At 57.9% G+C, this 19,375-nt stretch carries 14 protein-coding genes; 7 read left to right on the top strand and 7 right to left on the bottom strand.

What is annotated here, in order from left to right:
- Nucleotides 1-124: 124 nt before the first annotated feature.
- From FHT77_RS17095 to FHT77_RS17085, 3 genes are read right to left on the bottom strand one after another with little or no spacing between them, the layout of a single operon-like run.
- Nucleotides 125-3,388, bottom strand: coding sequence for an error-prone DNA polymerase (locus FHT77_RS17095; RefSeq protein WP_183756130.1), 3,264 nt, complete (start codon nt 3,386-3,388; stop codon nt 125-127).
- Complete coding sequence (locus FHT77_RS17090; protein ID WP_183756129.1) at nt 3,385-4,896, bottom strand: Y-family DNA polymerase; 1,512 nt, start codon at nt 4,894-4,896, stop codon at nt 3,385-3,387. The genes FHT77_RS17095 and FHT77_RS17090 overlap by 4 nt, the downstream gene beginning before the upstream one ends.
- Nucleotides 4,817-5,569: an ImuA family protein gene (locus tag FHT77_RS17085; protein ID WP_183756128.1), complete on the bottom strand. Its 753-nt coding sequence runs from the start codon at nt 5,567-5,569 to the stop codon at nt 4,817-4,819. Before FHT77_RS17085 ends, FHT77_RS17090 begins: the two co-directional genes overlap by 80 nt.
- Nucleotides 5,570-6,638: 1,069 nt before the next feature.
- On the opposite strand from FHT77_RS17085, the gene FHT77_RS17080 reads away from it, so the two are divergent.
- Complete coding sequence (locus FHT77_RS17080) at nt 6,639-8,027, top strand: sensor histidine kinase (RefSeq protein WP_183756127.1); 1,389 nt, start codon at nt 6,639-6,641, stop codon at nt 8,025-8,027.
- Between the two features lies 1 nt (nt 8,028).
- A complete protein-coding gene (locus tag FHT77_RS17075; RefSeq protein WP_183756126.1) occupies nt 8,029-8,655 on the top strand; it encodes a response regulator in 627 nt (208 codons plus the stop codon).
- On the opposite strand, the gene FHT77_RS17070 is transcribed toward FHT77_RS17075, so the two are convergent.
- Entirely contained in the window at nt 8,647-9,144 is a 498-nt protein-coding gene (locus tag FHT77_RS17070) for a hypothetical protein (RefSeq protein ID WP_183756125.1), read from the bottom strand. The genes FHT77_RS17075 and FHT77_RS17070 overlap by 9 nt on opposite strands.
- 712 nt (nt 9,145-9,856) lie before the next feature.
- Between FHT77_RS17070 and FHT77_RS17065 the strand changes: the two genes are divergently transcribed.
- From FHT77_RS17065 to FHT77_RS17050, 4 genes are all read left to right on the top strand, one after another.
- Nucleotides 9,857-11,047, top strand: a complete 1,191-nt coding sequence (locus tag FHT77_RS17065) for an MFS transporter (protein WP_183756124.1) — start codon at nt 9,857-9,859, stop codon at nt 11,045-11,047.
- Between the two features lie 99 nt (nt 11,048-11,146).
- Nucleotides 11,147-13,225 carry a glycogen debranching protein GlgX gene (gene glgX, locus FHT77_RS17060; RefSeq protein ID WP_183756123.1) on the top strand — a complete coding sequence of 693 codons (2,079 nt, stop codon included), beginning with the start codon at nt 11,147-11,149 and terminating at the stop codon, nt 13,223-13,225.
- A 147-nt stretch (nt 13,226-13,372) separates the two neighbouring features.
- Nucleotides 13,373-14,200 carry a hypothetical protein gene (locus tag FHT77_RS17055; protein ID WP_405049292.1) on the top strand — a complete coding sequence of 276 codons (828 nt, stop codon included), beginning with the start codon at nt 13,373-13,375 and terminating at the stop codon, nt 14,198-14,200.
- Nucleotides 14,190-14,912 (top strand): metallophosphoesterase, encoded by a 723-nt coding sequence (locus FHT77_RS17050; RefSeq protein WP_183756122.1) that lies wholly within the window; start codon nt 14,190-14,192, stop codon nt 14,910-14,912. Before FHT77_RS17055 ends, FHT77_RS17050 begins: the two co-directional genes overlap by 11 nt.
- Before the next feature lie 48 nt (nt 14,913-14,960).
- On the opposite strand, the gene FHT77_RS17045 is transcribed toward FHT77_RS17050, so the two are convergent.
- Nucleotides 14,961-16,289 (bottom strand): sorbosone dehydrogenase family protein, encoded by a 1,329-nt coding sequence (locus tag FHT77_RS17045; RefSeq protein ID WP_183756121.1) that lies wholly within the window; start codon nt 16,287-16,289, stop codon nt 14,961-14,963.
- Nucleotides 16,286-16,738: a DUF2231 domain-containing protein gene (locus tag FHT77_RS17040; RefSeq protein WP_183756120.1), complete on the bottom strand. Its 453-nt coding sequence runs from the start codon at nt 16,736-16,738 to the stop codon at nt 16,286-16,288. The genes FHT77_RS17045 and FHT77_RS17040 overlap by 4 nt, the downstream gene beginning before the upstream one ends.
- A 254-nt stretch (nt 16,739-16,992) precedes the next feature.
- Here FHT77_RS17040 and FHT77_RS17035 point away from each other — a divergent pair, with 254 nt between their 5' ends.
- Nucleotides 16,993-18,423 carry a phospholipase D-like domain-containing protein gene (locus FHT77_RS17035; RefSeq protein WP_246719890.1) on the top strand — a complete coding sequence of 477 codons (1,431 nt, stop codon included), beginning with the start codon at nt 16,993-16,995 and terminating at the stop codon, nt 18,421-18,423.
- On the opposite strand, the gene FHT77_RS17030 is transcribed toward FHT77_RS17035, so the two are convergent.
- Nucleotides 18,373-19,344: a lysylphosphatidylglycerol synthase domain-containing protein gene (locus FHT77_RS17030; protein WP_183756118.1), complete on the bottom strand. Its 972-nt coding sequence runs from the start codon at nt 19,342-19,344 to the stop codon at nt 18,373-18,375. The two genes, FHT77_RS17035 and FHT77_RS17030, sit on opposite strands and share 51 nt — an antisense overlap.
- Nucleotides 19,345-19,375: the final 31 nt, after the last annotated feature.

Here is a 19,375-nt window from a genome sequence, read left to right as displayed (position 1 = left end):
ATGCACCTTTAATGGCATGCCGTGGAATTCGAACTGCTCACGCGTGATATCGCTCGAGCGTTGCCCTCAGCGCCGATAGGGCTTTGAACAGAGTTCTTGATTTGGTCTCATGGCGAAAGTGACCTTAGTGAAAATTCCGGCTCTTCACCTTCAATGTGTCGATGTGCAGATCAGGAACGAAGATATCTCTGGGCCGGACGGTCGATGGTGATCTTTCGCGCGAATCCGGACTGCCTGGCGAGCCATGGGTGAACTCATCGCCGCGTCCGGTCGGGATCCGGACTGACATATCCAGGTCGGCAAGGCCTGACAGTTCGCCGCTGAGGTCGAAAAGCTGCTGTGCAACGAGGTGAACGACATCCCCTTCCCTCTGCACGCGGCCGTTGATCGCCATCATCGAAGAGCCGAGGACCACGCGGCGGCACTTCTCGAACAGGCTCGGCCAGACCACAATGTTGGCAGGACCGGTTTCATCTTCAATCGTGATGAACATGACGCCCTTCGCGGAGCCTGGCTTCTGCCGCACCAGCACGAGGCCCGCCGTCATAAGCCAGCGGCCATCACCCGCATTCATCGCGTCATTGCAGGTGACGATCCCGCGATCTATCAAATCCTTCCTCAGGAACGCTATAGGATGTTCGCGAAGCGTCAGGCCGACATGGCCGTAGTCTTCCACGACGTTGTGACCCCTGGTCATCTGTCGCAGTTTGACCTCGGGTTCGTGCTGTTCTGCGATCGCTTTCATCTCGCGTTCGGCTGCGGCCGCAAATAGGGGAAGGGGCTCATCTCTCAGGGCTCTGATCGCCCACATTGCATCGCGGCGTTCCAGCGTCAGCGAAGGAAGGAAGGCATCTGCCTTGGCGAGCTGGACAAGGGCTTCCGACGGAACACCCGACCGGCGCCAGACATCGTCGACACTCTCAAATTGCGAATTCATCCGCGCTGCGACGATGCGGGCGGCATCGACGACCGCCAGTCCCATGACCAGTCTCATGCCAAGCCGGACGGCGTGGCGTTCCGTATTGCCAATGCGCTCAAGCGTACAGTCCCATCGCGAGCGATTGATGCAGACCGGGCGTATTTCGACACCGTGATTTCGTGCGTCGCCGACAATCTGAGCCGGCGCATAAAACCCCATCGGCTGTGAATTCAGCAACGCAGCGCAGAAGACGTCCGGGTAATGACATTTCACGAAATTGGACGCATAGGCAATGAGCGCGAAGGATGCCGCGTGGCTTTCAGGAAAGCCGTACGAGCCAAAACCCTCGAGCTGAGAGAATGTCTTCTCCGCAAATTCCGCCGTATAGCCATTGTTGATCATGCCATTGACAAGCTTGTCCTTGAAGCGCGAGACGCCGCCCGTGAACTTGAAGGTCGCCATGCTCTTGCGCAGTTGGTCAGCCTCACCACCGGTAAAACCTGCGCACACCATCGCGACCTTCATGGCACTCTCTTGAAAAAGCGGGACGCCGAGGGTCTTGCCAAGCACGGCTTCGAGCTCGGGGGTCGGATACTCGACCTTTTCCTTGCCCTCGCGCCGACGCAGATATGGATGGACCATGTCGCCCTGGATGGGACCAGGCCGGACGATCGCGACCTGTACGACAAGGTCGTAAAATGTCCGTGGCTTCATCCGCGGGAGCATCGCCATCTGGGCGCGGGACTCAATCTGGAAAGTCCCGAGCGTGTCGGCCCTGCGGATCATCGCATATGTCGCGCTGTCCTCCTGCCGGATATTCGAGAGATCTAGATCGTCGTTCTTATGGGTCCGGATGAAGTCGAACGCCTTGTTCATGCAGGTGAGCATGCCAAGGGCAAGAACGTCGACCTTCATGAACTTCAGTGCCTCGACATCGTCCTTGTCCCATTCGATAATCTGCCGGTCGACCATCGACGCCGGTTCGATGGGAACGAGATCGTCCAGTCGGTCATGGGTAAGAACGAAGCCGCCGGGGTGCTGGCCAAGGTGCCGCGGGGCGCCCATGAGCTGCTGAGCCAGTTTCAATGTCAGCACCAGGCGCCGGTCCGCAGGGTTAAGGTTGAGATCCCTTATGTTGCGATCGCTCACTTCTTCTGACCAGGACCACATGCCCGACGAAAGCGCCTTGATCACGTCCTCTGGCAGGCCGAGGGCCTTTCCGACATCGCGGATGGCACCCTTGGCACGGTATCGGGTTACGGTCGAGCAGAGCGCGGCCTTGTCGCGACCATAAGTCCTATAAATCCACTGGATGACCTGCTCCCGACGCTCATGCTCAAAGTCCACGTCGATGTCGGGAGGCTCGTCGCGTTCCCTGGAGACGAAGCGCTCGAACAGGAGATCGTTGGTCTCCGGGTCAATGCTGGTGATGCCGAGGATATAGCAGATGGCGGAATTTGCTGCCGATCCCCTGCCCTGACAAAGTATCCCCTGGCTGCGGGCGAACCTGACGATGCTGAAAACCGTCAGGAAATAGGGAGCGTAACGCATCTCCTTGATGAGCTCGAGCTCATGTCTGATGACCCTGAGCACGTTCTGCGGCAAACCTTCAGGATAGCGGTCCGGAATACACGCGCGAACATAATGCTCCAGCGACTGCTGAGCATCCATGCCTGGCATGATGGCTTCCTCGGGGTACTGGTAAGTCAGCTCCTCAAGGGAAAACCTGCATCGCTCGACGATCTCCATCGTTCGCGCGAGTGCTTCGCTGTGGCGCGGAAACAGACGTTCCATCTCTTCAGGCGGCTTTAGATATCGGTCGGCATGGCGTTCCCTCTCGAAGCCGACATCATCGATGGTGGTGTGATTGCGGATGCAGGTCACAACGTCCTGGAGTTGCCGACGGTTGGGTTCGTGGAACAACACATCGTTCGTCACGACAGTGCGAACCCTGAACTTTGCCGCAAGAATGGACAACTCGTGGAGTCGCATCTGATCGTTCGGCCGTCGCCTCAGCGACAGCGACAGGTAGGTGCGGTTTTCGAAAACCTCAGCCAGCTTTCGAAGCTGGATCGCACAAGTTTCATCCGGGAGATCAGGAACGAGAACACAAATGAGGCCCCCGGCGTAACGGGCGACATCATCAAGCGTCAGGATGCAGTTGCCCTTTCCTCCTCGGCTCTTTCCGAGCGTGAGAAGGCGGGTCAGACGAGAGTAGGCCGATCGGTCGGTCGGGTAAACAAGAAGGGAGGGGCCGTCCTGAAGATCAAGCCTGCAGCCCACGACGAGCCGCACACCGCTCGCACGAGATGCCTCCAGGGCCCGCACGACACCCGCAAGACTGTTGCGATCGACCACGCCAAGAGCTTCAATTCCAAGCTCCTTCGCGGTCCAGAACAACTCGTCGGCCGATGATGCGCCCCGGAGGAAGCTGAAGTGGGTGGTGACCTGAAGCTCGGCATATCTCATGCGAAGATCCCATGCAGGAACCATTTATGGCTGCCGGTTTCGGGGTCGATGCCGTCCCCGCTACGGAAAATCCACAGTCGTTCGCCTGCGTCGTTTTCGATGATGAAGTAGTCGCGCACTGCTGTGAACTCGGCATCGCACGTCCACCATTCACCGAAGGCCCGCTCCGGTCCATCGGCCCGTCTTACGCGATGTCGCTTGCCGCGCCACGTAATGGTTGCTGGCGGGTGGTCAGGGAGAAGGGCAATGGCGTCTATCCGGTCAGGGCGATCAAGCAATCGGACAGGACGCGGCCAATAATGAACCCAGGTTTCCTCGACTTCGGCTGCCGCAGCCGAAATGCGCCGCACACTCCGTTCGGGAACGTCGGACGCGACCGGAGCTACACGATAAACACGCTGTCCGCGGTTGCCAAAGATATCGATGAGGGGCGTGATGTCCTCGTTTTTCTCCTCCACGAGCGACGACGCGTGCTGCTCTTCGGCCAGCAGCTCGGTGATCACGGCGGCAAGTGTAAGCTTCTCGATACCGAAACCCGGCTCGATTTTTTCCGTGCGATCCCTGAAGAGCTTCGTCAACCATGCGATATCACGCGCGGGTTTCGCCGTGCCGGCGCGGATTGCTTGCCTACTGCCATCGACCTTCTCGACGATCAAGTCTGTCCTGCGAACGCCGAGCCCCTTGCGCTGCAGTTCGGCAACGAGCTGAACGATCAGGCGACCCACATATTTGTTGATTGTTTCGGCCGCGCCGATAGGTTCGGCGAAAGCGCGCGAGACTTCGATCCACTCCGGCGCACGGATCGGCTCAATAGGTTCCGACAGCCGGCCGAACATTTGATCAATGCGCCGGCCGATTTCAGGTCCGAACCGAAGCGCCAGCGGGGCACGGGGCGTTGCAGAAAGCTCTCCGATGGTCCTGAAACCCAGCATGCGAAGGTCTGACACGATCGGCTCCGGCAATCTCAGAAGAGAGATTGGAAGCCGCTCGGTTGCTCCGGCGGCTTCGCCGCGAGGGACAACAACTGTCTGCGTTCTCGCCGCACGCGCGCAGGCATGCGCCGCGCCCCAGGTGTCTGCCACGGCAATGCGTGCGGTCAGACCCCTGGCATGGAACTGATTGCCAAGACGCGTCAACATCGGCGCTTCTCCTCCCTGAAGATGGTCGGCGCCTTCCGTGTCAAGGACAATGCCATCTGGCGCATCGACCGCGACGATCGGCGAGTACACCGTCAGCGCCCATAAGGTTATCCGCCTGAGAGCCTCGGCATCGGCGGCGGCGTCTGCGTCAATCATCGCCAGTCCGGCAAAGAGCGCCTGTGCCTTGGCAGCCTGCATGCCGATGCGGACCCCCGCTTTCTGCGCCGCGGCGTCAGCAGCCGAGACCCATCGCTTCGGGCCTCTTCGTTCAATCACCGCAATCGGTTGATCAGCCGGAATGCCGGAATCGGCGCGACGAATCCGATCGGTTGCCAGATAGGGAAGATATATTGATACGACCCTTGTCATCGCAGGCTCCAATTTCAAACTCAGCACATTCGCCCGCCCGCGATCGCATCAATTCAAGCAACCACCTTGGACGTCCGACGCCCGGAACGGGCAATTCTGCGCTCGGCAGCACACTGACCCGCCAGCGTGTGACCGAGGCCGTCGGCTGGCCGAAGTCGTTCGCTTCGGTCTGACGGCGCCACCGCCGGACAACAATCCCCATCGTGCCGGTCCTTTCGGCTGCCAGCTGCAGACGTCGCGAAGCGACCATCGGTAGCCGAACAAGTTCTCCGATCACCGCACCGAGGCCACCATACCCAAGCGCCTCCTCCATGGATGAAAGGACATCCTCCTCCCGATCGCCTTCAACGAAGATGACCCGATCGGGATGAAGACCCGCCTGAGCCAGCGCCGGAAAGAAGAGGTCCGGACGTGTCAGACACCAGACAATCTTTCCTCGCGTACGCGCGGCGATTCCCGCGGCAAACAAGGCTGCCGCTGCTCCGTCGACCGTCCCGCATCCGCCGCCTGCAAATTCGTGTAGCGCGCCATAGGCGAGACCACCGCCAGGCAGGATCCGATCGATTTCGGGCACGCCGAACGACAGGCTGCCCGCCCGCCTGGACGCTCCCCCCTCCAAGGAGGAGATGCGCTCGCGCAAATCCGAGAGAATGTCCTGGCGAGCAGCCGACATCGTTGGCGAATCCTTCCGAAATCGCATTAAGAGGGACGACATTCATGTCGTTCATAACGGTGATGTTCTTCTTCTGTTCCTTTCCGCCGACGTCGTCAAGATGCTCAAAACAGGAAATTATTCCTCATTTTGGGGTGTGATGAGGATTCGTCAGATGAATCAAGTTCCTAGATAAGAGGATGCCGCCTTTGCGCCACGGAAGGTTTTGCGCCACTGAAGGAATTTTTGCATCAGCGCCCGTGCCTGTGGAATTCTCTTTGACGAGCTATGGCTGCCTGCGGAGGGTGTAACAACCTTAGGCAAATCTGGAGACCGCGCGAGGAACCTTTTCCTGTTGCTACCCATTCCCTCCCCGAGCGCGGGCCGTGTCAACCGGACGCGACAGGGATGGCGAACGCAGCGGTTTTTCCGGTTTCTCGCTGCGGCCAACGAAATGGCAGTCGAGCGTCCAACCTGTCCGGCATCCGCCTCGCCTAACGGAGAAGAGAAAGCAAACGCGCAAGGAGCGGCATCGGGACGAAAATGCCCGTTGAGCGGATCCCATCATGATGAAGGACAGAACAACGCCTCTCCACACCCGGACGGTCGATATATCGTGATCCGTGGCCGCCAAACAGGACCACTCAGATCGTTGTGCTGGTCCGAAGAACGGCGTCCGCGATTGTTGCTCCGAGGCACCACCGCCGAACGATAACGGAGGTAAGACAGTCCGCGCAAACTTCCTTTCTGGATGCGCTCCTGAGGCTTTCATCAGACTTAAGTCCTAGCCCGGGAACCTAAGTCACGCTCCGTCGTTTGAGAGCAATTCGGCTAACAGGAGCCGGATTGGGGAAAGACGTCTTGCAGGATAAACAGCAAATTCGAATGGCCTGCGCGCGCCGAAAGGCACCTTTTTCGGCATGGATTGTACTCTCGGCCGGGCTGCTCTATGTGTGTCGTTAGACAATGCCCGGTGATGCAGGAAAGCTTGCGGGAGGCGTTGCAGGCGCCCGTTTCATCGATAGTACGCAGTAATATCCATGCCCTATCTATCCCATGTCCATCAGCTACCCTCCCCGTCAGGTCATCGATGAACTGGCTCGGCCGCTGGAAGAACCAAACGCTCGCTTCGCAGTTTTTTCTCGCTGGGGGCATCGTCTCCGCCATTGCCATGTTCCTGGTTGGGCTGCTGGTGACCCACTTCATCCAGGGGGCCGTCATCCATAATGCAGGTGCGACCACCGCACTTTATGTGGATAGTGTGGTCGCCCCCCTGTTGCCGGACATGCAGAAGGAAGGCCTTCTCGACGACGCCACGGCTCGCGCCCTGGATGAGACCCTTGGCCAGGGGGCGTTGGGCCGCAGACTCGTTTCCTTCAAGTTGTGGCGCCGGGATGGCACCATCCTCTATTCAAACGAAAAAGGGCTGGTCGGAAGGACGTTTCCGGTCACTGACAAGTTACGCGAGGCCTTCTCCGGCACTCTCGTTGCCCGATATGAAATTCCAACCGATCCAGAAAGCGCGCAAGAGCGGGTCTACGGCAGGCCGCTCATGGAAATCTACAATCCCGTCCTTCAACCCTGGTCGGGAGAGGCCGTTGCGGTACTGGAATTCTATGAGAGTGCAGAAGGGCTGGAGGAGAGCCTGACGCAGGCGCGATTGGGAAGCTGGCTTGCGGTCGCCGGCGTAATAGCCGTGTTCTTCCTCGCCCTTTCGGCATTGGTTTTTCGTGGTAGCCGCATTATCGAAGCACAACGGGTGGCACTCGGAGCACGCGTAGACGAGCTTTCCGTATTGCTCGGCGAAAACCGCGGTCTGCAGCGACGGCTGCAGAAATCATACCAGCGTGCCGCAGCCTTGAACGAAACCTACCTGCGAAGCATCGGCGCGGACCTTCACGACGGCCCCGCCCAGCACATTGCTTACGCATCGCTGAGGCTGGACAGCGAACTCCTCGTCAATCCGGCAACCGCGCCTGCCGCTCGGGATGAAGAGCTGTCATGGATCCGCTCTAGCCTTGCAGAGGCGATCTCGGAAATCCGCAGCATCTGCCGAGGGCTTGTCTTGCCGGAGATCGAAAACGCCTCGATCCGGGAAATCGTCAACCGTGTTGTCGAGGCTCATCAAAGCAAGACCGAGACAGTCGTCGAACTGACCATCGACGACGACGACCCGGATCTCGCGCCCGCTGTAAAGATCTGCATCTATCGCTTCATCCAGGAAGCGCTCAACAACGCCTATCGGCATGGTGGCGGCGTTCAGCAGGCAGTCAAGGCAATATCGCACAATGGATATGTGCGCATCGAAGTCAGCGACAGAGGCGAGGGCTTCGATCCGAAGGAAATCAGGCCATCGAGCCTGGGACTGGTCGGTCTTAGGGAACGTATCGACAGCCTCGGAGGTGTTTTCGAGGTGCAGTCGGGCCCTGATGGCACGACTTTGACCATGAGCTTTGAACCGATGGAGGCGGAAGACTAGAATGGCATCAACTCGTATCGGCGTTGTCGACGATCATCCGCTCTTTCGTGAGGGTGTCGTGCGAAGCCTGTCTGAAAACAAGGACTTTGTCGTCGTTGGCGAGGGCGCAAGTGGCGCGGACGCCTGTCGGATCGCCCGCGAATTGAACCCCGACATCCTGCTTCTTGACGTTTCCATGCCAGGAAACGGACTTTCTACCATCTCAGACGTTCTCGATACCAGTCCGTCGACCAAAGTGATCATGCTGACGGCATCTGAAGAGGTCGAAAGCCTGGTTACGGCCCTGCGTCTCGGAGCGCTCGGCTATGTCCTGAAGGGCGTGGGTGCGAGGGGATTGATCGACGCCATCACTTCTGTTCTTCGCGGGTCACGAGCCGTGAGTCCGGCGATGACGGCAAAGATCATGGAGAAGTCCCTGCAGCGTCATCGCTCGGCCGAAACCGTGCTGACCCCACGCGAAGTCGAGATTGTCGATCTCGTCTCAATGGGTCTGTCCAACAAGCGGATTGGTCTGAAGCTCGACCTGCAGGAAAAGACAGTAAAGCATCACATGACCCAGATCCTGACCAAGCTTGGGGTCTCGAACAGGACTGAAGCCGCTATGCGGTGGCGAGACAGACTAGCGTAGAATGCCGATAAGCCGCCGCGCATCGTCGGCGGTTGCACCCCGACTGATGATTGTCCGTCCCTTCGAATCTCGCATGATGTAGCGACCCTTGCGAAGGGTTTCCGTGATCCCGTTGGCGTGGCGGACATTGATCGAGCCATCGCTGCCCTCACTCGATTGCGTCACCGTCGATCCGCTGGACGTAGAACTCGAGCTACCGTTCCCTGTGCTGGCACTGCCACCACCGTTGCCGTTGTTGCTGTTGTTGCCGCCGCCGGACTTCCCGTTCCCGTTTCCTCCGCCGTTGCCATTCCCGCCACCGTTTCCGTTTCCGCCGCCGTTACCGCCTCCGTTGCCGCTGCCGTTCCCATTTCCGCCGCCGTTTCCGTTACCGCCGCCGTTGCCATTGCCGTTTCCATTGTCTTTCGCTGATGCAGAGAACGGAAGAGCGACCGCAATTCCAGCGGTGCCTGCAAAAAGCTTCAGCAAAGAGCGTTTGGAAAGAATCATGGCATGCCTCATTTCGGTATCAGCTACGCAAGTCAATACGCGTTAGATCATTGTATTGTTTCCAAACTAGGAGGGCATCAGACCTATGGGAGTGGGGGCGCAAGACTTTGGTCCCATATTGCCGACTTTTCATAAAACGTGGGTCCGATTTTACACGCGACGTTCAGGAACACCTAGGGTGAGTATGATACGGCGACGCCGTCTTCTCCTTAACTGCACATTGTCGTCACCGGTCTGCCTCATTCCAGGATCGTCAACTGTACTGCGAGAAGGAGCTTTGCTTGGACGAAAAGGAACAGCGGCGGCGCATGCGCTGCGATCATATATGGGAGGATGCGGGCCCCAAAGGCCGACATCGTGATCACTGGGCACGGGCGGAATAAAACCACGGGGCGACGGAAGAGGCAGCCGAAGGAACCAAGGCAATCGGAACGCCAAAAGACAGTTTAACGATGAAAGGACCACCAAGGATTCGGCCGTGGACATCCGACCTGCGCTGATGATCAGTGCAGACTGATCGCGCACTGCTCGAGGCCAGACCGGCAACACCCTGGCACCTCAGGGATGGCCAGACGCGGTCACGAGCCATAGGATGCTCCGATCGCACGCAATGAGAGATTGATCGGCCAATAACCGATCCGAACATCTATCTTCGATTGCAGACCCTGGTCGCATTCGGGTAGAAATCGCTAGGGATTCTCCGGAGCGAGCCATGCACATTCAGCCGCAACAGCGGATTTATATCTGCTTTTTCCTGTTTGCGGTGTCGATGGGAGCGACATTGTCGCGCCTGCCCGATCTTCAGGATGCCCTGCGGATCGACAAGTCGGAATTGGGCCTGACACTGATCGGCGCCGCAATCGGCGCTCTGCTGTCACTGACATTCTCCTCCCCGCTCGTTGCCCGCCTTGGTGCACGCACGACGGCATTCGCAACAGTTCTTGGAACCTCCGCTCTGCTTGCGCTCGTGCCATGGATGACCGCTGCCCCGCTCGTATTCGGTCTCCTCTTCCTGGAGGGACTGTTGGCCGGTGCACTCGAGATAAATTTAAACGTCGAAATTGATCGCATAGAGGCCCAGCTGGGCCGCGGGGTCATGAACAGGGCCCATGGGTTTTGGAGCCTTGGCTTCTTCGTCACCGCGCTCATATCGGCTGCTCTCCGTCAGGCGGGAATGTCAATGCAACTCCATCTCGCGCTGACATTCACCTTCGTCCTTGTCGCTGGTGGGGTCGTCATTGGTGGAATGCGCAATGCCCCGGCCAAACCGAACACCGAACATGTCGATGCCGGGCATATCGCTCTTCCGACGGCAGGCCTGTTGCCCCTCTGCCTGATCGGAATTGCTGCATTTCTTGTCGAGGGAGCAGGCATCGACTGGTCGGCCATCTATATGCGCGACGTATTCCAGTCGGAACCATTCGTCGGGGGGCTTGGCCTTACCCTCTTCACCTTCTTCATGGCCCTGGCAAGGTTATTTGCAGACCCGTTTGTCGATCGCTTTGGCTCACGTTCCGTGGCCGTCGTCCTTCTCATTACATCTGCCGCGGGTCTTTGCGCGGTTTCACTGTCGCCCCACCAGAGTATCGCACTGGTCGGATTCGCGTTGATGGGTGCCGGATGCAGTGCCGTCTATCCTCTTGCTGTCTCGGCAGCCGCTCAACGAGTCGACAGGGCAGCCCATGTCAACGTCGCAGCCCTGGGTCAGATGTCGTTCGTCGTGTTTTTCCTGGCCCCGCCTCTCCTCGGCTTCGTCGCCGAACAGGCTGGCATTCGCACCGCGTTTTTCATTTGCCTTCCGGTCATCCTGACTGCGCTTTTGTGCGTCCGATCTCTCTCCTATCAACGGAAAGTCATGATCGCCCAGAACGCAAGCCGTCCCGGCATTACTCTGGGGTCATGAACCAAGCCGAACCTGATCGATTGCTCATGTCGGGGCACCGGTGGAACAAACGGACGGAAATTGTGTTCCTGTCCCGCTGACCACATTTGGGGGACTTTTATGCCGCAAAAATCTGGGTTCGACGTCGAGGCAGGTGACCATTTGGCTCTCGGCGCGACACCTGACGCTGATGGTGTCAACTTTGCTCTCTTCTCGGCGCATGCCGAACGGGTCGAGCTTTGTCTTTTTGATGCAGAGGGCGGCAACGAACACCGTATCGAGCTTCCGGAATACACCAACGAGATCTGGCACGGTCGCATCCCTGGCCTGAAACCGGGAGCGCTTTATGGCTACAGGGTCTACGGGCCTTACGATCCGGAAAACGGCCATCGCTTCAATCCCAACAAGCTTCTCATTGATCCATACGCGCGGGAGCTCGTCGGAGACATCCATTGGGGTCAATCTTGCTTCGGCTACGATCTCGAAAGCGAGGAAAAGGACCTTTCCTTCAATGGAGCCGACAGCGCACCCGACATGCCCAAATGCCGTGTGATCGACCCGAACGACTTCACTTCACTCGACGATCTCAAACCCGGCATACCCTGGTCACGTACGATCTTTTACGAGGCACACGTGAAGGGGATGACGCAATTGCATCCTGCCGTCCCCGAACAGCTGCGGGGCACGTTTGAGGGCTTGGCGAACCGGGACGTCGTCGAGTACGTGAAAAGCTTGGGAATCACCTCCATTGAGCTTCTCCCCGTCCATTATTTTCCCGATGATGCCCACCTACTCGACAAGGGGCTGAGGAATTACTGGGGGTATAACACGATCGGCTTCTTCGCTCCGGCTTCGCGCTACTACGGGCCCCATGGCCTTTCAGGATTCCGAAATATGGTCCGCGCTTTCCATGATGCGGGGATAGAAGTCATCCTTGATGTCGTCTACAACCATACTGCGGAGGGAAACGAGCTCGGACCAACCCTTTCGTTCAAGGGTATCGACAACTTCTCCTACTACCGGACGATGCCCGACGAAGCACGCTACTACATCAATGACACCGGCACCGGAAATACCGTCAACACCTCGCATCCCCGTGTCCTGCAAATGATCACGGACTCCTTGCGCTACTGGGCGCAGGTCATGAATGTCGACGGATTCCGCTTCGACCTCGGCACCATCCTCGGGCGGGAACCAGAGGGTTTCGACCAGCGAGGAGGCTTCTTCGATGCGGTTGGGCAGGATCCGGTCCTTTCCCGTCTCAAGCTGATTGGCGAGCCTTGGGACATTGGACCGGGCGGTTATCAGGTCGGTGGTTTTCCCCCCGGCTGGTCCGAGTGGAATGACAAATACCGCGATACAATGCGCGACTACTGGAAGGATGAAGACGGAACCGCGCGCGACTTTGCCGCACGCGTGCTCGGATCAGGTGACATTTACGACTTCCGCGGGCGCAGACCTTGGGCAAGTGTTAACTTCGTGACAGCACATGACGGGTTCACGCTGAACGATCTGGTCTCCTATAACGAAAAACATAATGAAGCGAATGGTGAAGCCAATCGTGATGGCCACGACCACAACCGAAGCTTCAATTACGGCGCCGAAGGCCCCACCGACGATGATGGGATCAATTCTGTCCGCGATCGCCAGAAGAGAAATTTCCTCGCCACCCTCCTCCTGTCCCATGGCGTTCCCATGCTTTTGGCTGGCGACGAATTCGGCCGCAGCCAGATGGGCAACAACAATGGCTACTGCCAGGACAGCGATATAAGCTGGCTGCATTGGCAAGGGCTGCCGGACAGCGCACAGGCTCTGCGCGTCTTTACAGCTCGGCTGATTGCGCTCCGCCAGGAACAACCACTACTGCGGCGTGAAAGCTGGCGCAACGACCTTACGATTAGCTGGCTCAACCCTGTCGGCGGTGAACAGACCGAAGACCATTGGGACGATGAGGGAAGCACGACACTTGGGCTGCGCCTGACCACCAAGCTCGATGGCAATGAAAATGCCTGGAAGGAGGCGCTGGTGCTGTTCAACCCTCACGACGGTCAGGTGCCGTTCAATCTTCCATCACTGGAAGACGGCCAATGGATTTTGGAGCTTACGACCGCCGACCCTGACGTGGAGAGGGTCGATCTCAACGACACCGATCACTATGACCTGGAACCCAGAAGCCTTGTCATCTTGAGGCGAGCTTGAGCGGTAGACGGAAGCTCCGTGCTTGTGTTTCGCGCCGTACCCCTGTTGTCGAAAACCGCAAGCGCCCGCCCGGCCGGTTAAGAATCCATTCCGGAACATCAGTCGCTTTCGCGGGTTGATGGAAGCGACCGCTTCAGAGGAATTTGGATGAGCGTACCCCCGATGACATCCGAGACTTCAGACAGTCCGATGATGAAGGCACGGGCCATCCCGCAGCTGATCGATCCTGACGCCGAGCCATTCGTCGCCAAGGCGATCGAGGAACTTGCTTCCTCCGAAATACCGTTTCTGGTCGCAGGGACTTACGCCGTCAGTGCCTATACGGGCATCTCCCGTCTCACCAAGGATCTGGACATATTCTGCAAGGCCGGAGACTGCGGGCGCATCCTTGGCTACTTCAGGGAGCGTGATTACGAGATCGCGGTCGAGGACGAGCGCTGGATCGGGAAAGTGCTGAAAGGAAAGCACTTTTTTGATGTCATCTTCGCCTCATCCAATGGCACGATGCCGGTCGGCGACGCGTGGTTCGATGACGCCCGGATGATTGAATTATGCGGGTTTCCCGTCCGCATCGTCAGTCCGACTGAACTGATCTGGTCGAAATGCTTCATTCAACTGAGACACCGCTATGATGGTGCTGACATCGCCCACGTCATCTTGCGGGCCAGCGAAGAAATCGATTGGGCAAGACTGCTCGGATACCTCGAGGTGCAGTGGGAAGTGCTTCTGATCCATCTCCTCAACTTTCGATGGATTTATCCTACCGAGCGAGACAGGGTTCCCCAGTGGCTCCTGGATGAACTGATTGATCGCCTGAAGACCCAATGCGACATGCCCCTGCCGCAAATGCGCATCTGCCGCGGGCGGATGTACTCCCGTGTCGACTACGAAATCGACGTGAAGGAGTGGGGCTTTGCGGATGTCGGTGGCGAAGGCGAGATGCGAGGCAATTGGGAGATCGATGATGACCAGTAGTGCCGGCAAGCTCAAGGTGGCGGCAGTCGCCGACCTGCATGTGAAGGAGGATGGAAAAACCTCCTACAAGGACATGTTCACAGAAATATCAGGCGTCGCGGACGTTTTGGTCATAGCCGGCGATTTGACAGATCTCGGCAAACCAAAGGAGGCCGAGTTGCTGGCGGCGGATCTCAGAAGCTGCACGATCCCGGTTGTCGCGGTTCTCGGCAACCATGATTATGAAAGCGGGATGGTTGAGGAAGTATCCACGGTACTGACCGATGCGGGAGTGGTACTCCTTGACGGAAACCCGACCGAGATAGACGGTGCGGCGTTCGTCGGTGTCAAGGGTTTTGCCGGTGGCTTTGGCCGCCATATGCTTGGGTCTTTTGGAGAAAGCGCCATCAAGGCCATGGTCGCCGAAAGCATCGACGAATCCATGCGGCTGGAAAACGCAATGCGCAGGATCAGTTCGGACCGGGCAATGGTGGTGCTTCACTATGCTCCGATTGCGGAGACCGTGGAAGGTGAGCCCCCGGAAATCTATCCGTTTCTCGGATCCTCGAGACTTGCGGAAACCATCGATCGTTTCAATGTAGCCGCAGTCGTTCACGGTCATGCACACCACGGTACCTATGAGGGCAAAACCCCGCGGGGGGCTCCGGTCTACAATGTCGCCGCCCACGTCGAAAAACCGAACGGGAAGCCGTACGCGATCCTTGATCTGTAAGCTCTACTGACGAAACGACAGCTCGTTTTCGAAGCAAAACTCAAACTATCAGCCAGACGTGACGCGCCAGACAGTATTGCCCGCATCATCAGCGATCAGCAGTGCACCTCCCTTGTCCAGTGCCAGACCGACCGGTCTGCCTCTGGCTTCATTCCTGTCGCTCAGGAAGCCGGTGACGATGTCGACCGGTTTTCCGTTCGGCTTACCTGCTTCGAACGGCACGAAGACGACCTTATATCCGTTGAAGGAATGCCTGTTCCAACTGCCATGCTCGCCGATAAAGGCGCCACCAGAATAGGCGGCTGTAAGGCTCTGTCCCTGGTTGAACACCAGACCGAGCGGGGCAACGTGAGAGCCGAGGGCATAATCCGGTGCGATCGCCTTTTCGACAAGGTCGGGCCTTTGCGGCATTACGCGTGGATCAACGTTCTTTCCGTAATAACTGTATGGCCACCCATAGAAGCCGCCTTCCTTCACCGAGGTCATATAGTCGGGAACGAGGTTGGGGCCGAGTTCGTCACGTTCATTGACCACCGTCCAGAGTGCCTTTGTCGTCGGTTCGAATGTGAGGCCGTTTGGATTGCGAAGCCCATCGGCGAATACCCGTGCCCGTCCCGATGCGCGATCAACCTCCCAGATGGCGGCCCGCCCCTTTTCGGCCTCGATCCCGTTTTCGGTAATGTTGCTGTTAGAACCGACACCAACATAGAGGCGCAAACCGTCCTCGCTCGCCACAAGGCTCTTCGTCCAGTGATGATCAATCGGCCCACCCGGCAGTTCGGTAAGGCGGGTGCCCGGATCGGAGATCTTCGTATCACCGTCCTTGTAGGGATATCGCATGATCGCGTCCGTGTTCGCAACGTACAGCTCTTTCCCGACGAGCGCGACACCGAACGGTGAATTCAAATGTTCGAGGAACGTCTGCTTGATATCGGCCTTGCCGTCACCGTCCGTGTCACGCAGAAGCGTAATTCGATTGGCGGGCTTGCCACCCCCGCTATTGGTGGCGAAGGCTTCAACGAAGCCCATGATGATATCCTTGGGCCGCTTGGCTGGTGCCTCGGCAGGAGCCTCTGACTCGACCACGAGGATGTCGCCATTCGGCAGCGTGTAGAGTGATCTTGGATGCTGTAGTCCTTGCGCGAGAGCCTGGATCTTCAGCCCAGACGCGACCGACGGCGTTTCGTTGCTTTTCCAGCCGACGACCTTGGCAAGATGCATCGGAGGAAAGAGATATTGCGACTGCTCGGGAAGATCGGGCGTCGGGCCTATGCCGCCGGATGGATCCGGATCGTTGTCACTGCATGCAGCCAAAATCGTCGAAGCCAGCAGTATCGAACAGGCTCGGACCTTCAGATTGGGCGAAAGGTTGTTCATCCCATTACCTCCTCTGCCGGATGGCGCTGAATGCCCGCGCCAAGCAACGCGGCAATGACGATTGCCACGAAGGTTGCGATCGAGGTTGCCAGGCCCGTCGGCACGACAGACGTCCAGGCATCCCTGCTGTGAATGAGTGTGTTTAGAAAACCGAGGAGAAACGCTGCCAGAAGACATCCGAAGTACATGACAAGGCGCAATCGAGCCGTCGTCAGAACCCCACGGCTCCAATCCGCAACAACCCCTATCGCTCCGACGACGCCCAATACCAAGCCTGCCATCAGAAGCCAGGCCGAGAAATCGGCCCAGGTCATTTCAGCGGTCTTCCAATAGGCGATGTCGGTCAGCAGGGCACCGATAAAACAGGTTGCCGAGAAATGGAGGGGAATAGAGCGGAAGGCGGTCCTGGGGGCCACAGGTTGAAGGGGAAGCAGGGCGTGAGATGACATGGCATTGATCCGGCTGAAGTTTCGGCCCAAACGACGTGACGGCCGGAATGTTCCAGCGGCAAAATGTTACACACCTCTGTCTGGCGTGCACCTCGATAGGAGGCTGGAACCCACACGCAGGCTTGCGCGTTACGCGAGACTTCCATGGCAACAGAAAACGGGACCAAATGCTGGAGTTTCATACCACGGGCGCGCCAAAAGCTGTCAATCCAATCAAGGTTGTTGGCTCAGCTTTGCGACGAGCGAAACCGGTCTTGCCTGGCCAACCGGTCATCCGCCCGGGATGGAACGCCTGGCGCAGCGAATGTGCGGATAAAGCAGCCTTCCTCGTCGATGGCGCAGCCTATTTTTCCGCCCTCGATCATGCTCTGAGACAGGCACGCCGCGAGATCTGGATCGTCGGCTGGGACTTCAACCCCGACATCCGGCTGAAGCCAAAGACGAGCACCCAAACACTTGGCGAACTGCTTCTGTCCATCGTCGATAGCCATCCGCAGCTACAGGTCCGGATTTTGGTCTGGGGCATGGGCCCGATCTATTCAGGCAAGTCGCTCCAGCTCTTCCATCGCAACCCCGTCTCCCATCCGCAGATTTCCTTGCGTTTTGATTTCCGGCACCCGCTTCGCGCATGCCACCATCAAAAGCTTGTATCGATTGACGGAAACCTGGCCTTCCTCGGCGGGATCGACCTTACCGCCAGACGATGGGACGAGCCTGATCATCGCGTGTCAAATCCGCTGCGTCGTTCTCCCGACGGCACGCCTTACGAGCCGGTTCACGACATCCAGTCAGTCATCTCAGGCAAGGCGGCAGAGTTGGTCGGCGATGTCGCGCGCCGGCGCTGGAAGAAAGCAACGGGCGAAAAGATCGAGCCCTTAAAGCGGCCATCGGATATCTGGCCAGTCGTTGCTGCCGAGATGGAGAACATTCCTGCCGCCATTGCTTTGACCGAACCTGGTCTCATCGGAAAGAGGGGGCGTTATGAGGCAAGGCGGCTGACGCGGGATGCCATCGCTTCCGCACAGCGTCTTATCTATGTCGAAACGCAGTACCTCGCATCATCCAGTGTCGCTCGGGCCCTTGCGAAGCGATTGAAGGATCCAGATGGCCCGGAGATCGCGGTGGTCGTTACGAAAAGCTCGCACGGCTTCATCGAAAAGCTCGCAATGGGGAACAATCGTGACAGGTTGATCCGCCGACTGAAGCGCGTCGATCGTCATGGTCGACTGAAAGTCATGTATGCCGTTGTTCCGGACGAGCAAGATAAAGATCAAGAACTCACTGTTCATTCGAAGCTGATCATTGTGGATGACCGCTTCATGCGCATTGGCTCGTCCAATCTCAACAACCGATCAGAGGGCCTGGACACCGAGTGCGATCTTGCCCTCGAGGCAAATTCAAAGAAGCATCAAGACGCGATCTCATTCCTGCGGCATCGCCTGATGGCAGAGCATCTGGACGCAAGTCCTGCAGACGTCACCGAGTTGGAACGATCTTGCAGGTCAATGCTGACAACAATCGATGAGCTGAATATCGGACGACGAAAACTGAGAGAATTTCCGGTCGATATCCAGGGAAAAACGGAGTTGTTACCCGGTACATCGTTTGTCGATCCACGCAAACCCTATTGGCCGCTACAACGATTGCGCCTGCGCCTCAGTCGTATCCTGAGCGGGCTTGGTTGAGGATGTGGCCTTTCGCTTGCGGAAGGTCAGCTCGCTGATCCCGAAGACAGCCAGGCCGATCATGAGGGGAAGAAGAAAATATACAACGCGAAAAGCGACGAGCGCCCCAATCGAGGCAGAGCCTGGCAAGACATGGTTGACAATCGCCTCCAGCACGCCAAGACCGCCTGGAACATGTGTGACAAGGATTGCCACATTAGCCAGGACGAAGGCCGTAGCCGTCTGGACAAAATTGACGTCGCCGCTCGCTGCCAGAAGCTGGTGCAGGCAGGCCGCCACGAAAATGAAATTCAAGGTACCGATAATGACCTGCCCCACTGCCAATTTAGTGTTAGGCATTTCGAAGCTCCATCTCCAGAGCTTCAGTTCCGATCGCACTGTCCCGGCCAAAATGACGTAAGCCACGGGAACAAGGAGGCAAAGGATTCCCATCCAAAGCAGCCCAGCCGAGCCGATGCGGAGCAGATTGCTCGCATCGCCGGGATTGACGAGCAGGGCAATGCCAGCCAGCGTTGACAAGCCGATGCCAACAGTGACGCCGCAAAACAGTATGACCTTGGCCACTTGCTGAGCATCGAGACCCCACCGCGAGTAGAATCGGTATCGTACGGCTCCGCTGCTAAGGGCTGCAACGCCGAGATTGTGCCCGATCGAAAGTCCGGTGAAGGATGCAACGGCAGCCCGCCGATAGCTCAACGGCCTGCCTGCGTAGCGGAGTGCCATCCAATCAAAGCCGGTCAGGCACAAATATGAAAGCGCTGAGCACCCAAGGCTCGCCATGAGTCGCGTTTTGGGAATTGCAACAACAGACGCCATGATTTCGTCAAGCGAGTACCGCTTGAAGACCTTGTAAAGAAGGTAAGCTGCAAGAAGAAGGCCCAACATAAGAGTCAGATTGATGAAAATGCGCTTGGCTGTCATGAAGATCCCGATTGCATTGAGCTTTCAATGG

It is taken from the genome of Rhizobium sp. BK181 (genome assembly GCF_014193305.1).
GTDB lineage: Bacteria > Pseudomonadota > Alphaproteobacteria > Rhizobiales > Rhizobiaceae > Rhizobium.
The sequence above is the reverse complement of the archived record's forward strand: the minus strand, read 5'-3'. Positions and strand labels throughout refer to the sequence as shown.

Excerpts from the sequence above, each read along its gene's own strand:
- FHT77_RS17095 (WP_183756130.1), bottom strand. The coding sequence starts at position 3,388 with ATGAGATATGCCGAGCTTCAGGTCACCACCCACTTCAGCTTCCTCCGG.
- FHT77_RS17090 (WP_183756129.1), bottom strand. The coding sequence starts at position 4,896 with ATGACAAGGGTCGTATCAATATATCTTCCCTATCTGGCAACCGATCGG.
- FHT77_RS17085 (WP_183756128.1), bottom strand. The coding sequence starts at position 5,569 with ATGTCGGCTGCTCGCCAGGACATTCTCTCGGATTTGCGCGAGCGCATC.
- FHT77_RS17080 (WP_183756127.1), top strand. The coding sequence starts at position 6,639 with ATGAACTGGCTCGGCCGCTGGAAGAACCAAACGCTCGCTTCGCAGTTT.
- FHT77_RS17075 (WP_183756126.1), top strand. The coding sequence starts at position 8,029 with ATGGCATCAACTCGTATCGGCGTTGTCGACGATCATCCGCTCTTTCGT.
- FHT77_RS17070 (WP_183756125.1), bottom strand. The coding sequence starts at position 9,144 with ATGATTCTTTCCAAACGCTCTTTGCTGAAGCTTTTTGCAGGCACCGCT.
- FHT77_RS17065 (WP_183756124.1), top strand. The coding sequence starts at position 9,857 with ATGCACATTCAGCCGCAACAGCGGATTTATATCTGCTTTTTCCTGTTT.
- glgX (WP_183756123.1), top strand. The coding sequence starts at position 11,147 with ATGCCGCAAAAATCTGGGTTCGACGTCGAGGCAGGTGACCATTTGGCT.
- FHT77_RS17055 (WP_405049292.1), top strand. The coding sequence starts at position 13,373 with ATGAGCGTACCCCCGATGACATCCGAGACTTCAGACAGTCCGATGATG.
- FHT77_RS17050 (WP_183756122.1), top strand. The coding sequence starts at position 14,190 with ATGACCAGTAGTGCCGGCAAGCTCAAGGTGGCGGCAGTCGCCGACCTG.
- FHT77_RS17045 (WP_183756121.1), bottom strand. The coding sequence starts at position 16,289 with ATGAACAACCTTTCGCCCAATCTGAAGGTCCGAGCCTGTTCGATACTG.
- FHT77_RS17040 (WP_183756120.1), bottom strand. The coding sequence starts at position 16,738 with ATGTCATCTCACGCCCTGCTTCCCCTTCAACCTGTGGCCCCCAGGACC.
- FHT77_RS17030 (WP_183756118.1), bottom strand. The coding sequence starts at position 19,344 with ATGACAGCCAAGCGCATTTTCATCAATCTGACTCTTATGTTGGGCCTT.